Genomic DNA, 13,026 nt, shown 5'->3' with positions numbered 1-13,026 from the left:
GGTCAGAACGTCTCCAGGAGTGCGGCGAAGAGGCCGAAGGTGCCGAGCAGCAGCGGCAGTGCCACGACGACCGAGATCGTCTCGAGGACGTTGCCGAGCGACCGCAGGCGCGCTCGCTGGTGTGCGGCCGGCCGGACCCCGGCGAGCAGGGCTCCGAGCACCCCGAGGCCTGCGAGCGCGCCGAGCACCTGGAACGGTGCGGTGGTGGCGTGACCGAGGAGCCCGAGCACCGCGGCGACCACGACGGCGCTCCAGAGCAGCACGCCCTGCAGCGTCAGCGGGAAGGCGCGGGTGCGGAGTGCGGCGACGACGACCACCGCGGCGCCGAGCCCGACGGCCCAGGGGTCGCGGTCGGAGACGAGTGCGGCGCCGGCGAGGGCGATGGGGGCGGCCACCGCGGCGGTCGTCCAGTCGAGTGCTCGGTACGCGTCCTCGAGCGCCGTGACGACGCGGGCGCGAGCGACGGGCTCGCCGCCGCTCACACGGTCGTCGAGGCCGGTCAGTCCGGCGGAGGACATCGCGACCGAGGGCAGGAGCCCGCAGACGGCGATGGCTGCGATCCCGACCACGCCCCAGCCGGCGGCCTGCGGCGCCGGAGTGAGCCAGGTGAGCATGCCGAGCAGCGGGAGCACGACGCCGACGACGGCCGCGACGCCGATCGTCCGCGTGCGCTGTCCGACGCCGAGTCCGAGGCCGAGCGCGATCCACGCCCAGACGAGCACCAGGGCGGCGACCATCGCGGGTTGGTCGCCGTCCCGCCCGACGACCGGTCCGACGGCCAGCCCGATCGGCAGCGCGAGCCCGGTGGCCGCGGCCGTGAGGGCGATGCCGGTCCAGCGTGCCCCGGCACGACCCGCGACGAGCGCCGCGATCGCCAGGACCACGCCGCTGCCGACGAGCACGGACGGCAACAGTGCGGGGGAGACGGTCCCGCCGTCGAACGCGGCTCGGACCGAGGCGACGGTGAACGCGGCGACCACGAGGGTGCCCGCGACCGAGGCGGTGGCCCCGACGGCGGCGGCGGCGACTGACCAGCGTGCGGCGGTGCCCCAGCCGTCGCGACGACGGCCGAGCGAGTCCGCGACGGCGTCGGTGACGTCCGAGACCTCGGGCGGCGGTGGTGCGTCGGCGCGACGGACGAGGTGCAGGACCTCGCCGTCGGCGATCTCCTGTGTGGCGGCGTCCGCTGCCAGGGAGACCTCTTCACCGGTGACGCGCACGATGGCGACGGGTTGCGCGCTGTCCGCGATCGGTTCGTCGAGGATGTCGACCAGCCGCGGCAGCAGTCCGGCGAACGGCTCGTCGGAGGCGACGACGACGTCTGCACGGCGGCCGACACCGACGACGGTCACGCGGGTGAAGTCGCTCAATTGGTCTCCTGCTGGGGTTGCGTGGTCGGCACCGGTCGCGGTGTCTGCTGCGCCTGTTGCTGGGCGGCCTGCTGCGCCAGCGCGTTCGTGACGAAGGAGTACCCGAGGCACCCGACCCCCACGACCGCGGCGAGCACCACGCTGCCGATGAACCGCTTGACGTTGTCGTTCACCAACCGGCGGTCGGCGAGGCGACCGAGCACGAACGCCTGCCGGAGTCGTCGGCGGTGCGTCGAGACGCTCTCCAGCAGGATCGAGTCACTGTTCCGCGGCACGCTGCACCTGCTCCCTCGTCCGGTCGTCCATCCCGACGGCGTCGGCGACGCGGTCGGGCCCGATGTGGTCGATGACGTCGGCCAGCTCGTCGACCGGGTTGCGGTCCTGCCGCCGCCCGAAGGGCAGCACGAGCGCCGGGATCCGAGGGCGTCCGGCGATGACGGCGCCGAAGCGGTCGCGCATCGCCTCGACGTCGAGGTCGAGCTGCCGGACGGCCGGCGCACCGAGGAGCATCGCGACCGGCAGCGGGGGCGGGGACAGTCGCGGCGCCTGCGCGAGGTCCGCGCGGCCCGGGCGCCGGAGCACCAGGGCGAAGAGCGGCAGCTGCGTCGTGGCGAGCCGCCCGAGCACCTGCGGGACGGCGGCGACCCGCATCTCGGAGACGGTGTCCCCGAGTGCCCCGACCGCGAGCAGCCCGGTGGTGAGCTCCTCGACGCCGTGCTCGGTGCGCTGCGCGGCGATCGTCACCGCGAGGGGCGCGTCGGGCGAACCGACGGCGAGGAACCGCGTGGAGTCGGGCATCCGCGAGCGAGCGGCCTCGGTGAGGGTGTGCCGGTCCCACGCCTGACCGGCGGGTTCGTGCGTCCCCCAGCCGGTCGGTGCCGCCCCGGCGAGCTCCGTCGCTAGGAGTTCGGTGGTGGCCCCGAGGACGGTCTCGTCCGCGGCCCGGTGCCGGACGGACACCGAGACGACGAGGTGTTCCGCCGTCGGCGTCCAGGGGCGCAGGTACCCGACGGCGACGTCCTGCACCGAGGTCGGCGGGCCGGTCCGGAGCGCGTCCGTGAAGTCGTCGAGCCGTCCGCCGTCGAGTCCGTTCCGCAGGCCGTCGTCGCCGCGGACGACCCACGCCCCGCCGCAGTCGAGCAACGCCTGGCGGAAGGCCTCGGTCACGACGGACAGGCCGTCGGTCACCAGGATCGGGCGGGCGCCCCCGCCTGCCGCGGTGGCGAGCAGGTCCGCCTGGGCACGTCCGAGCCGCACGATCGCCGCGCGGGTCTCGTAGCGGATGCTGCCGTCGCCCGCCGAGTCGACGAGCGGGTGCGTCGCGCCCGGACGGTCGTCCTCGGCGGTGTCGTGTCGGAGCGGGTTCACGTCGTGGCCCCGATCCGGGCGACCACGAAGGCGTGGTCGCCGATCCGGACCGTCGAACCGGCGGGCACGGGCAGGTCCACGCTGGGGACGAGGTCCTCGAACGAGGCGTCCGGACGGACCACCGAGGTGCCGTTGGTCGAACCGAGGTCACGGATCAGGACGACTCCGCCGGCCTGCACGAGAGCGACGTGCGTCTTCGAGAGCGTGCGCGACAGGTCCGGCACCGCGACCGTGGCGATACCGGGCTCCGCCTCGGGGTTCCGGCCGATCACGCAGGTTCCGGCGAACCAGTGCACGGCGCCGGAGTCGAACCGCAGGACGACCGCGTCGGGCGGTACCGAGTCGTCGGCCACCGGTGCGGTCGGCGCGGGCACCGCCGCGAACCCGGCCGCGGGGGTGGGACCGAACCCCGCGCGACGGGTGGCGTCGAGACCAGCCTGCACCGCGCCTCCAGGCAGCGGCGCCGACCCCGGACGGACACCCGCCGACGCGGCGGCACCGAAGGCGGTGCCGAGCGCGGGCACGGCGGGATCGAGCGGCTCGCGTCCGCGGTTCAGTGACGCGGTCAGCGTGCCCGTCGCCGCGGCCCAGGGGCCGGCTCCGGGCGCACGTCGGTGCCGACCGCCACCGAGCCGGGCGAGCTGTCGGAAGGGCCCGGCGGGCAGCGCGTCGTCGACGTCGACGACGCGGGTACGGAGGAGCAGCCCGCCCGGCCCGCGGCCCGTCCTGGAGGCACGCATCACCACGATCGCGGTCGTCACGACGAGCCCGGCGACCGCTCCGGCGACGGCGGTGCCCACGGGGTCGGAGGAGGGGACCGCGGTGTGGGCGAGGAAGAGGAGGGCGGCGCCGGCGGCACCGCCGAGCAGGCAGACGACGACGTCCACCAGCCGGGCGAGGACGACAGCACCGGCCGGGGCCGTGGCGACGCCCTGCACGGCGTCGTACTCGGCGGAGCCGATCGTGCGCCCGAGGAGGGCACCGCAGTCGGTGCAGAAGCGCTGGCCCTGGCTCGTCGCGACCCCGCAGCGACCACAGGTCAGCACGGGTACCACGGACTCGACCACGATCGACGACATGCCCCACCTCCCCTCGGCAGGAACGATCATGTCAGAACCGGAGGGTGACGCGCGCGGCGGACGTGGTCTACGCTGCGTGTATTCGCTGTCACCCGTTCGGGGTGGGGGAACGACGGAGAGGATGCGCGATGAAGTTCGCGATGGGGGCTCAGGTCCTGACCAACCTGACCAAGCAGACGTCCGGTGCTTCCGGTGACCTGGGGACGCTCGTGCGCAAGCTGGCCGACTCGGCCGAGCCGCTGCAGGGTCGCTTCAACGGTGCCGGTCGACAGGCCTTCGACCGTTTCAAGGCCGAGACCGACACCATCGCCAACGAGCTGAACGGTGCGCTCGCGAGCGTGCTGCAGGGCATCTCGGGCATGGACCGTTCGTTCCAGGAAGGCGACCAGGACATGGCGCAGTCCACGAGCTCGCTCGAGGGCAGCTCGAACTTCGACGCGGCCCGCTTCAGCGGCCGCGCCTGACGGATCTTCGGGGAGAGGGAGAGAACACCATGAGCGGTGGCAACCAGGCAGATCGTCGCGACTACGACGTCGCGGCCTCGCAGAACGCACAGGACAACTTCAACGCCGTCGCGGCGCAGCTCGAGTCGCTCATCGCGCAGCGTGACTCCGACGTGAAGGCAGCCATGGCCGACTACCAGGCCGACGGCGTCTCGGACGAGTACCACGCCAAGGAACAGCGGTGGAACACCGTCGCCGGCGAGGTCAAGCAGATCATCGCGACGCTGCGCGCATCGCTGCAGTCGAACGACGAGTCGGCGCAGTCGGCCATCAGCAAGGCGAAGTCGGCCGTCGGCAACATCGGCTGACGTGGTCGACGGATGGCGGGTCGACCCCGCCGGGGTCGAGGCCGTCCTGACGGACGTCTCGACCAAGACCACGACGATGAACAACGCTCTGGGCGGATCCGCGGACGGATCGATCCAGGGTGTCGGAGAAGTCGTGCAGGACGCCGCGACGGCAGCACAGTCACTGGTGATCGGTGAGGCGCTCGCCGGGTTCTTCGAGCACCGGCAGGCCACACTGACGGGGATCCAGAACCGGATCCAGGCGTCGCTCTACGGCGCTGCCGGCGCGACACGTGCCATCGTCGACGGCGATGACGAGATGGGTGCTGCCACGGCACAGGCGAACGCCGTCACGGCGTCCACCAACGGCGACTTCCGCGCGTTCGACGGGATGTTCGACCGGTGACCGGCGTCGTCAAGACGGGAGCCATCCCGTACACGGACGTCCAGCTCGAGGCGATCACGAGCGGCGCCGCTTCGCTGCGGACCGTCGCGTCGGCCGTCCGCGACGGCACGGCCGACATCGTCACCGCCTGGAGCGGCATCTCCGGTTCCTACGAGGGCCCGAGCGATCAGGAACTCTTCGCGGTCATGACGCCCATCGGGCCCCAGGGCACGACGTTCGGCGACGACCTGGACACCGCGGCGAAGGCGCTCGACACGTTCGTCACCGAGGTCACACCGATCGTCGCTGCGCTCAAGGCGTACGTCACGCGTGCCGAGCAGCTGCACCGCGACGTCGACGCGTTCACCCCGAAGACCGCGACGACCGAGTACGGCAACAACGCGACCGTCGAGTCCTGGGACCAGGACGAGACCCTGACCGACGAGAACAACGCGATCATCAACGGCGTCGCCGCCCAGGTGGTGGCGTACCAGGCTGCCGAGCGCACCTGCGCGAACACCATCCGCGGGCTGTCCGGCCTGCAACCGCTGCACGCGATGAGCGGCAGTGGCTCGGACGACGCCCTCGCCTACGGGTACGACAAACTGCCCGCCGGCACGAAGCTGCCGTGGGGGACCGCATCGGAGCGGAAGGAATCGTGCTCCGAGAAGACCGTCGACTTCCTGCCGAACATGCTCACGGGCGTGGCCGTCGACGGCATCTGGGGCACCGTGAAGGGACTCGGCACCCTCGTCGGTCTGGACGGCACGGGCTTCCACCTTGGGACCGCGGCGACGTCGTGGAGCGGAGTCCTCGCCCTCACCGGCTTCAACACGAAGACCATGCAGAAGGACCCCGACCTCCAGCGCGAGGCGTGGACCCAGCTGGGGAAGGCCACCGTCGGTTGGGACGAATGGGGCAGGGACCCCGGTCGCGCCGCCGGACAGGCGCTGTGGGGGATCGGCTCGATCGTCGTCCCGATCGTCGGGCAGGCGGGCAAGCTCGGCGCCGTCGGCAAGGTCGGCGAAGTCGCGGGGGCCATCGGCAAGGCGGGGAAGTACCTCGATCTCGTCGATGCCGGCGCGTGGGTCTCGAAGGGCCTGACCAAGGTGCTGCCGAGGCTCGATGAGCTCAAGACGATCATGACCAAGGGTGTCGGTGACGACGCCGTCGGGTCGACCGGGCGCCTCGCCGACTTCAAGACCGGGCTCGGTGACTACCTGCACGGACGGCACGGCGACACCGACGTCGAGGTGCCGCCTGCTCGGACCGAGGCGGACACGGACGTGCGGGCGGGGAGCGACGCGAACGCGCGGGCCGACGGCGGCGACGCGACGGTGCACGCGCCGGAGCGGGAGCCGGCGCTCGTGGGGGCCGGTGGGCGCGGGGAGCATGGCGAGACGGCGACAGGCGACGGCGGTTCGACGTCGGGGTCGCACGGCGGTGCAGGGCACGGGGGCGATTCGGCCGGGCACGGTGGGTCGGGCCACGGCACGGATGCCGATCACGGCGCCGGTGGTGGTCGGCCGGACGGCGACGGGCACGACGGGTCCGGGACTCCGCCCCCGCACCACTACGACCGTTCGACGGACCCGGTGTTCTCCGACGATCCCAGTGGTCCCGGCTGGGAGCGTGACGAGTCGGCCCGGGGCGATGCCGAGCGGCCCGGCTACGGCCAGCCGCACCTCCACTTCGACGAGCTCGGTGAGAACTACCGAGCTCCTGACGACCCGACGTACAAGGGCGCGGGGATGAGCGACGAAGTGCGCGCTCTCGTCGACGACTGGGGCAATCCGAACAGCCTGTACGGCAAGGACGCCGACGGCAACTACCTCACGCGGGACGGCTGGGAAGACCGGTACATCGACTGGAACGAGAAGTGGCAGTCGTACGCGCCGGAGTACCCGGGCAACGCGGGAGCTGTTGCTGGCCATCGCGTCGACTGGACGGATCCGCAGTTGTTCGTGCAGCAGTACGGGTCGCAGTTGGACCGGCTCGGTGCGGACAAGGGCGAATTCCTCTCGTTCCCCGGGACGTCATTCGAAGAGCGAGCGTTGCCGCCGTCCAACCTCAGCGACAAGTACTCGACGTTCGACTTTGATGCCGCTGCATTCGAAGGAAAGGGACTGAAGATCGAGGTGAGCGAGATCGCTCCGGCTTTCGGGCACCCTGGCGGTGGACTGCAGGTGCGGTTCTTCAAGCCGGGCGATCCGATTGAGTTCGTTTCCGTCACCGACCTCAAGAGAATGGGAATCCTGAGTTGACCGACAGCGAACCAGGCGAGTTCGCCGACCTCCAGTACCTCGAGGACGTCCTGCTGCGTGCCGGAAACGACCTCGTCACGTGTGAACCGCGAAGGGTGCAGTTCGGCGATCACGAGACACTGCAGCGGTACTCGGTGTCAGGCACGTCGGTCGAGGAGTGGCGTGGAGACCGGGGGCGTGGCGCCCTGACCGGCACACGGTTCGGGTCGGCCACGGACGCGGAATTGTGGATCGTCGCGGACGCGAGTGGGTACATTCGCGAAGCTCGTGGCCTGCCGATCGCACATTGGCTTCCCGACCAAGAGCACGAACTCCCCGAAGGGTTCACTATGGAGCAAAACGGCGCCGGTGTTCTCCTCACCTGGAGCGCATCGGGAACGGAACACCGAGTCCGTTTCGGCGGCGCTCTCCCGGAGGCCCATGCGGTGCAGTTCTCGGCCGTGGCACGGGTGCCGCTGAACCAGATCGAAGAGTGCGCGCTCCAGCTCGACGCCCGCTCGGCGTTCGCGGCCGCGGCGTCCGCTGCTTCGCGCTGAACGACTCCGTCGTGCCGCTGATCCATCGGACTACGCCGCAATACCGTGCCTCGAGGTGCTCGTGGTCCTCTTGCGCAGTGCTGGGCATGAGCGGGTCGTCACCGAGCCGACGCTCGTGAAGTTCGGCGATCACGAGACGTTGGAGCGTTACGTCGTGCAGGACTCGGAAGTCCTGGGATGGCGAGGCGACCGAGGCTCGGGAGACTGGACAGATGTCGTGTTCAGAGACGGAGACGGTGACGATGCTGCGCGTCGAATCGCGTCCTCTGCTGCTGGTGTCACCCGAGATCGAGCTGACCTCGAACGCGCCCACTGGCTGCATCGATCACCCCCAGGAGCTTCCCGCTGGCATGACGTCGACGGTCGAGTCCACGTTGAACGTGCTCCGGTGGACGGCGCAGGGCGCCCCGCACCGTGCCTGGTTCGGGAGGGGTCGTTTCGTTGCCGTTCGCAACGGTGGCGCGTGTTCCCGTGGACCGCATCGAGCAGTGCGCGCTCGAGACCGATTCCCGGCGAGCATTCGCCGAGCCTGCGCTTCCCGATTGACTCCGGTCTCTCGGCACGAGGCGCGGCCGTCCGTTCAGTCCTGAACGACGATCCTCTGCAGCGCGCCGCTGACGAGCAGATCGCGGATCGTCTCCGCACCCTCCGCGATCGAGAAGCGGACCGCGCCGCCGGGCTGCCCGAACCAGGGGAGTGTGATCTGGGCGTGAACGAGGACGTTCTCCGTCGTCACGTACGGGTGGACGGTCGACGGGAGCGACAGCGCGGTCGGCGGAAGCGCTCGCGATTCGAACGAGGCGGCGTACGGGTTGAGCAGCCATCCGTCGGGCCCACCGACTCGGTCCACGGGGATTCCTGGGGGCAGCTGGATGAGGACCTGTCCGCCGCTGGACCGGATCTGGTCGGCCAGTTCGGGAAGGTAGCGCTCAGACGAGTCTCGGAGCCTCCCGAGTTCTCTGCGTGAGATCGTCCTGGGCGCCGGCATCGGGCGGCGGAGGAACGCACGGAGCACCTCCGCTGCGCCGTCCTCGTCCTCTGCGCGTCCGATCACTCGCGCTTGGCCGTAATCCACGCACTGCAACTCGAAGCCAGTCCCGGACGGCTCGATACGGAGCGCGCCTTCGAGCGGCGGTCCGTCGAGCACGTCACCGGGGAGCGCGACGAACTGTGAGGTGAAACCGGAGCGGTCGAGGTTTGCGCGGAGCGAAGAGAAGGCCACCCGACCAGCGTATCGACGGCCGAGCGTCGCTTTCGGCCGGTTCGGGATTGTCGGGCCGATACCGTGGGCCGGGATGCTCCGGGTCCTCGACGCCCTCGAGCAGCGGCCGGAGAAGGTAGGACGAACCATGGACGACGTCGACGCGACGCGTGAGCTCGCCGTGGCCGAAGCTGCTGGCATTCGTTGCTGCTGGATGCGGCGGCCTTCGAACGAGGCCGACATGCCGAGCATCTACGTGATGGATGGCGGTTGGCGTGTCTCGACGACGAACGAGCGCGCCACCGAGGAGTCCGTTAAGGACTACTCAGATCGTGAGGAGGCCATCGGTGACTTCGTCAAGAGGGTGCACGGATTCGTCGAGTACCAGAGCGACGGCTCCCGACGATGTCCAGGTGGCGGTCGTCGCCAGCACGTGGACGTTTACGATGAACGCGGTCTGCCCTACTTGGAGGACGCCAACCAGTACCACCAGTACGAGGTCGTCCACGACGTCGGCGATCTAGGGGGCGCGTACGACGCTTTGGACGGGGACCACAAGGAACTCGTTGACGCACTGCTCCAGCAGCGCAACAAGACGGCGGACGACCTCGGATCCCTCGGTGCGTATCGTGGTGAGATCGCAGCAGTCGGTCGCTTCGGCTCTCCGGGCGGCGGAGTGCAGGTACAACTGCCGCTGCCGGCCGAGATCCTCCAGGTCCTCGGCGTACTCCGCGAAATTCCTCTGCACTGAGAACAGGACGAACTCATGGATGACATCGACGTGATGCGCGAACTCGCCGTCGCCGAGGCCGCGGGCGTTCCCTTTTGCTGGATGCGGCGGCCCTCCAACGATGTGAACACCCCGTGCATCTACGAGACAGCAGACGGATGGCGGGTCTCCACGACGAATGAACGGAGCACCGAGGAATCTGTCGACGACTATTCGGACCGCTCCGCGGCCGTCGACGATTTCGTGAGCCGCGTACAAGGGTCCGTACGGTACAAGGAGCTCCGCAAGAAGCTCCTCGGGCACTAGCGCAGGTCTGATGCCCGTTCTGACTGGGCCTGGTCGAGGACCCTTCTGACAGCCGGACGGTCGTCTGCAGGAGGTGCAGATCATCGCTCCCGCCGGTGCGGTGGCCGACGCTGCGCAGTTCCTCGAAGGAGACCCGAGAGCCGGTCTGGCCCCATGATCACAAGAAAGGCGTTCGTCAGGTGAGGACCAGAGCACACGGCCGAGCGATCGGTGCGGCGATCGGGAATCGGGAGCGGATCCCGCCTCTGAAGAACAACCTGGCGATCACAACGAGCGTGAAGGTGGGTCCGGCATCCAGCCCCGCCCGGGTGACCTGGGCTGAACGGAAGGACCGCACTTGGTCGTGAATGTTGCTCTCAGCCAAGCAGTAGTGCAACTGACCGGGAAGGGGCGCAGTGCGACACCTGGTGCGTTCTGGATGGCAGTGGAGTCGTTTCCCGACACGGTTCACCGTGATCTCGAGGAGGTCATGCGCGACTATGAGACGCTGTCACAGATCGGCTGGGCCTCCGTCGACAACGACTTGATCCGCGGAATGGACCTGTTCAAGGAGAACTTCTCGCGACTTCATCCAGAGGTGGCCCCGTCCGCGCTCGACGCGCTCGAGTGGAAGTTCTCCTGGGATTGGCGCTGAACCGACGACGTGCGGCTGTCGCTGGGGTCAGTGCCTCCTGCGAGCCCATTCGTGCCCGCCCTTCGCGAGGTCCATGTACCAGTTGTACAAGTTGTTCTGTTCCTCGAGCAGCTCCGCGTAGAGCGCCCGAGCTCCAGGATCAGTCGACAGCGCGAGGTACTCCTCGTTGTCGAGGATCGCACCGATGCCGGTACGGACGTCGTGGTAGGCGCCATACTGGTCGCTGACGTCGACGTACGAACGCATCTCCTCGAGGTACCCCTCGAGGATCGGGAGGTACTTCCCTCCGGCAAGACGCTTCTCGGCACGCTGCTGTTCGTTACGGAAGACACGAAGGGCCCCGCGCGCGACACCGTCGATGAACAACTGCGATGCCCGCGACGTCGGATCGGTGGCCCCCGTCGCCAGGGTCTTCGCGAAGCCGCTCGAGGCGGAATCGGTGCCGAACGCGAGCTTCCTCGCCGCAGCGCTCGGCTGCTCCGTGATCAACATCCGCAACGCACGATCCGACCCGAACTCCTGCCAGGCGGGGAACGTCGAGCGGCGCTCGGTCGACGTGGGCGTCGTCGCGATCCACCAGCGCAGCACGGCTCGGATCCGGTCTTCGTCGTCCACGCGGGTGAGGGCGCTGTCGAAGGCGTCGTACCAGCCGTGCAGGAGCTCGAGGAGGAGTGCGCCGTCGTGCCGGAAGGTCAGCGCGAGGCCCGTCGGTCGTTCGTGGCTCGTCACGCCAGCAGGCTACCGGCGTACCGTCGCCCGCATGACGAAGCACTGGGTGACCCCGCGGTTCGGCGGCAGCGAAGTCCTCGAGTACGTCGACACGGAGGTGCCGGCGCCCGCCTCCGGCGAGGTCACCATCGCCGTCCGCGCCGCCGGCATGAACCCGGCGGACACCAAGCACACCCGCCAGGGCGACCCCGCGGACCTGCCCATCGCCGTCGGGTACGAGGTCGCCGGCGTCCTGTCCGCCGTCGGCCCCGACACGCAGATCGCGTCCGGCGGGGGAGCGGTCGGCGACGAGGTCCTGGCGTTCCGCATCAGCGGCGGCTGGGCGGAGTCGGTCACGGTGCCCGCGGCCGACGTCTTCGCGAAGCCCGCGTCGCTCGGCTTCCCGGAGGCCGCCAACCTGCTCCTCGCCGGCTCGACCGCCGCCGACATGCTCCGCGTCACCCGCGCCGAGGGGCGCGACACCGTCCTGGTGCACGGCGCCTCGGGCGCGGTCGGCGTCAGCCTGCTCCAGCAGCTGCGGCTGCTCGGCACCCGCGTCATCGGCACCGCGTCGGAACGTGGTGCGGACGTCGTGCGACGCTTCGGTGGCGAATGGGTCGCGTACGGCGACGGCCTGGAGGCGCGTGTCCGTGACCTCGCACCCTCCGGTATCGACGTGGCACTGGACTGCGTCGGCACCGACGAGGCCGTCGACGTCTCGCTCGCGTTGGTCGCGGACCGGTCACGGATCGTGACGATCGCCGCGCAGGCGCGCGCTGCATCGGACGGCATCGCCGCGGTGGGCGGGGCGCAGCCGGCCAGCAAGGCGTTCCGTGACTCGGTGCGGCAGCGGCTCATCGACCTCGCCGGCGCCGGACAGCTCGAGGTCCCGGTGGCGCGGACCTTCCCGCTTGCCGAGGCGAAGGCGGCGGCGGAGCTGCTGGAGTCCGGGCACCCCGGGGGCAAGCTCGCGCTCCTGCCCTGACCGCACGGTCGGGTCAGGTGCACGGTCGGGGCCAGAGTCGTTCGCACGGATGACGCTCGCCGGCTCGGGGGAGTGCCACACTCTGTGTGGACCGACAGCCCCGCCGGAAGGAACCCCACGATGAGTGACCAGTACCCGCCCCGGGACCCGTACGGCCAGTCCGCGCAGCCCGGTCCGGGGCGGCCGAGTGGCGGCAGGTCCGAGCCGCCGCTCTGGGCGCCCTGGTACGGCATCCCGTTCCCCCAGGCGTTCCTGCGCTTCTGGAAGAAGTACGTGCGGTTCGACGGCCGGGCCAGCCAGTCGGAGTACTGGTTCTGGGCGCTCTGGTACCTGATCGGTTCGGCGGCCGCGGGCATCATTGGCAACGGGTTCAACGTGCTGCCGTTCATCGACGACGGTTCCGACGGTCTCGGCAGCCTCTGGAGCCTGGCCTGCGCGCTCGGCTTCATCGCGTTGACCGTGCGGCGGCTGCACGACGTGAACCTCAGCGGCCTGCTCGCGCTGTTGTTCGTCATCCCGCCGATCGGCATCCTGTTCTCGCTGATCGTCGGCCTGATGTCGTCGAACCCGCAGGGGCAGCAGTACGACCGTCCGCTGCAGGGCTGACGCGCGTACCGGTTCTGACGGCCCCTCAGGAGTTCTGGTTGACTCGACCGTGAACATCAGCCAA

At 70.1% G+C, this 13,026-nt stretch carries 16 protein-coding genes; 10 read left to right on the top strand and 6 right to left on the bottom strand.

Annotation, left to right across the window (positions count from 1 at the left end):
- Nucleotides 1-2: 2 nt before the first annotated feature.
- The 4 genes from ABRP24_RS14930 to ABRP24_RS14915 are packed head-to-tail and all read right to left on the bottom strand — an operon-like array spanning nt 3 to nt 3,847.
- A complete protein-coding gene (locus ABRP24_RS14930) occupies nt 3-1,370 on the bottom strand; it encodes an EsaB/YukD family protein (RefSeq protein WP_301600696.1) in 1,368 nt (455 codons plus the stop codon).
- On the bottom strand, nt 1,367-1,645 hold the full coding sequence (locus ABRP24_RS14925; protein ID WP_051596901.1) for a hypothetical protein: 279 nt from the start codon (nt 1,643-1,645) through the stop codon (nt 1,367-1,369). The genes ABRP24_RS14930 and ABRP24_RS14925 overlap by 4 nt, the downstream gene beginning before the upstream one ends.
- Nucleotides 1,629-2,738 (bottom strand): DUF6177 family protein, encoded by a 1,110-nt coding sequence (locus tag ABRP24_RS14920; protein ID WP_349849016.1) that lies wholly within the window; start codon nt 2,736-2,738, stop codon nt 1,629-1,631. The genes ABRP24_RS14925 and ABRP24_RS14920 overlap by 17 nt, the downstream gene beginning before the upstream one ends.
- Nucleotides 2,735-3,847: an FHA domain-containing protein gene (locus ABRP24_RS14915; protein WP_349849014.1), complete on the bottom strand. Its 1,113-nt coding sequence runs from the start codon at nt 3,845-3,847 to the stop codon at nt 2,735-2,737. Before ABRP24_RS14915 ends, ABRP24_RS14920 begins: the two co-directional genes overlap by 4 nt.
- A gap of 98 nt (nt 3,848-3,945) precedes the next feature.
- On the opposite strand from ABRP24_RS14915, the gene ABRP24_RS14910 reads away from it, so the two are divergent.
- Genes ABRP24_RS14910 through ABRP24_RS14890 form a run of 5 tightly spaced genes read left to right on the top strand, consistent with a single transcriptional unit; the run spans nt 3,946 to nt 7,792 of the window.
- Nucleotides 3,946-4,281 carry a WXG100 family type VII secretion target gene (locus ABRP24_RS14910; RefSeq protein ID WP_027466433.1) on the top strand — a complete coding sequence of 112 codons (336 nt, stop codon included), beginning with the start codon at nt 3,946-3,948 and terminating at the stop codon, nt 4,279-4,281.
- 29 nt (nt 4,282-4,310) lie between these two features.
- Nucleotides 4,311-4,628 carry a pore-forming ESAT-6 family protein gene (locus tag ABRP24_RS14905; protein ID WP_027466434.1) on the top strand — a complete coding sequence of 106 codons (318 nt, stop codon included), beginning with the start codon at nt 4,311-4,313 and terminating at the stop codon, nt 4,626-4,628.
- A 1-nt stretch (nt 4,629) separates the two neighbouring features.
- Nucleotides 4,630-5,013, top strand: coding sequence for a DUF6507 family protein (locus ABRP24_RS14900; RefSeq protein ID WP_349849011.1), 384 nt, complete (start codon nt 4,630-4,632; stop codon nt 5,011-5,013).
- Nucleotides 5,010-7,256, top strand: coding sequence for a TNT domain-containing protein (locus tag ABRP24_RS14895; RefSeq protein WP_349849008.1), 2,247 nt, complete (start codon nt 5,010-5,012; stop codon nt 7,254-7,256). Before ABRP24_RS14900 ends, ABRP24_RS14895 begins: the two co-directional genes overlap by 4 nt.
- Complete coding sequence (locus tag ABRP24_RS14890; protein ID WP_027466437.1) at nt 7,253-7,792, top strand: hypothetical protein; 540 nt, start codon at nt 7,253-7,255, stop codon at nt 7,790-7,792. Before ABRP24_RS14895 ends, ABRP24_RS14890 begins: the two co-directional genes overlap by 4 nt.
- Before the next feature lie 580 nt (nt 7,793-8,372).
- Here the strand turns inward: ABRP24_RS14890 and ABRP24_RS14885 are convergent.
- Nucleotides 8,373-9,014 (bottom strand): TNT domain-containing protein, encoded by a 642-nt coding sequence (locus ABRP24_RS14885; protein WP_176709047.1) that lies wholly within the window; start codon nt 9,012-9,014, stop codon nt 8,373-8,375.
- A gap of 73 nt (nt 9,015-9,087) precedes the next feature.
- Here ABRP24_RS14885 and ABRP24_RS14880 point away from each other — a divergent pair, with 73 nt between their 5' ends.
- The 3 genes from ABRP24_RS14880 to ABRP24_RS14870 all read left to right on the top strand — a co-directional run bounded on the left by ABRP24_RS14880 (nt 9,088) and on the right by ABRP24_RS14870 (nt 10,663).
- Complete coding sequence (locus ABRP24_RS14880) at nt 9,088-9,744, top strand: hypothetical protein (protein WP_349849004.1); 657 nt, start codon at nt 9,088-9,090, stop codon at nt 9,742-9,744.
- Between the two features lie 15 nt (nt 9,745-9,759).
- The gene (locus ABRP24_RS14875) at nt 9,760-10,029 is read left to right on the top strand and encodes a hypothetical protein (protein ID WP_027466436.1); all 270 of its coding nucleotides are present in this window, start codon (nt 9,760-9,762) and stop codon (nt 10,027-10,029) included.
- Nucleotides 10,030-10,399: 370 nt separating this feature from the next.
- Nucleotides 10,400-10,663: a hypothetical protein gene (locus ABRP24_RS14870; RefSeq protein ID WP_173034525.1), complete on the top strand. Its 264-nt coding sequence runs from the start codon at nt 10,400-10,402 to the stop codon at nt 10,661-10,663.
- Between the two features lie 27 nt (nt 10,664-10,690).
- Here ABRP24_RS14870 and ABRP24_RS14865 read toward each other — a convergent pair whose 3' ends face one another.
- Entirely contained in the window at nt 10,691-11,392 is a 702-nt protein-coding gene (locus tag ABRP24_RS14865; protein WP_071244297.1) for a hypothetical protein, read from the bottom strand.
- A 31-nt stretch (nt 11,393-11,423) separates the two neighbouring features.
- Here ABRP24_RS14865 and ABRP24_RS14860 point away from each other — a divergent pair, with 31 nt between their 5' ends.
- Both ABRP24_RS14860 and ABRP24_RS14855 read left to right on the top strand, forming a co-directional pair.
- The gene (locus ABRP24_RS14860; protein WP_349849001.1) at nt 11,424-12,356 is read left to right on the top strand and encodes an NADP-dependent oxidoreductase; all 933 of its coding nucleotides are present in this window, start codon (nt 11,424-11,426) and stop codon (nt 12,354-12,356) included.
- A 120-nt stretch (nt 12,357-12,476) separates the two neighbouring features.
- Nucleotides 12,477-12,962, top strand: coding sequence for a DUF805 domain-containing protein (locus ABRP24_RS14855; protein WP_027466440.1), 486 nt, complete (start codon nt 12,477-12,479; stop codon nt 12,960-12,962).
- Nucleotides 12,963-13,026 lie beyond the last annotated feature (64 nt).

The organism is Curtobacterium sp. WHRI 8282, from assembly GCF_040223925.2.
GTDB lineage: Bacteria > Actinomycetota > Actinomycetes > Actinomycetales > Microbacteriaceae > Curtobacterium > Curtobacterium flaccumfaciens.
This window is presented reverse-complemented; position numbering and strand designations above follow the sequence as displayed.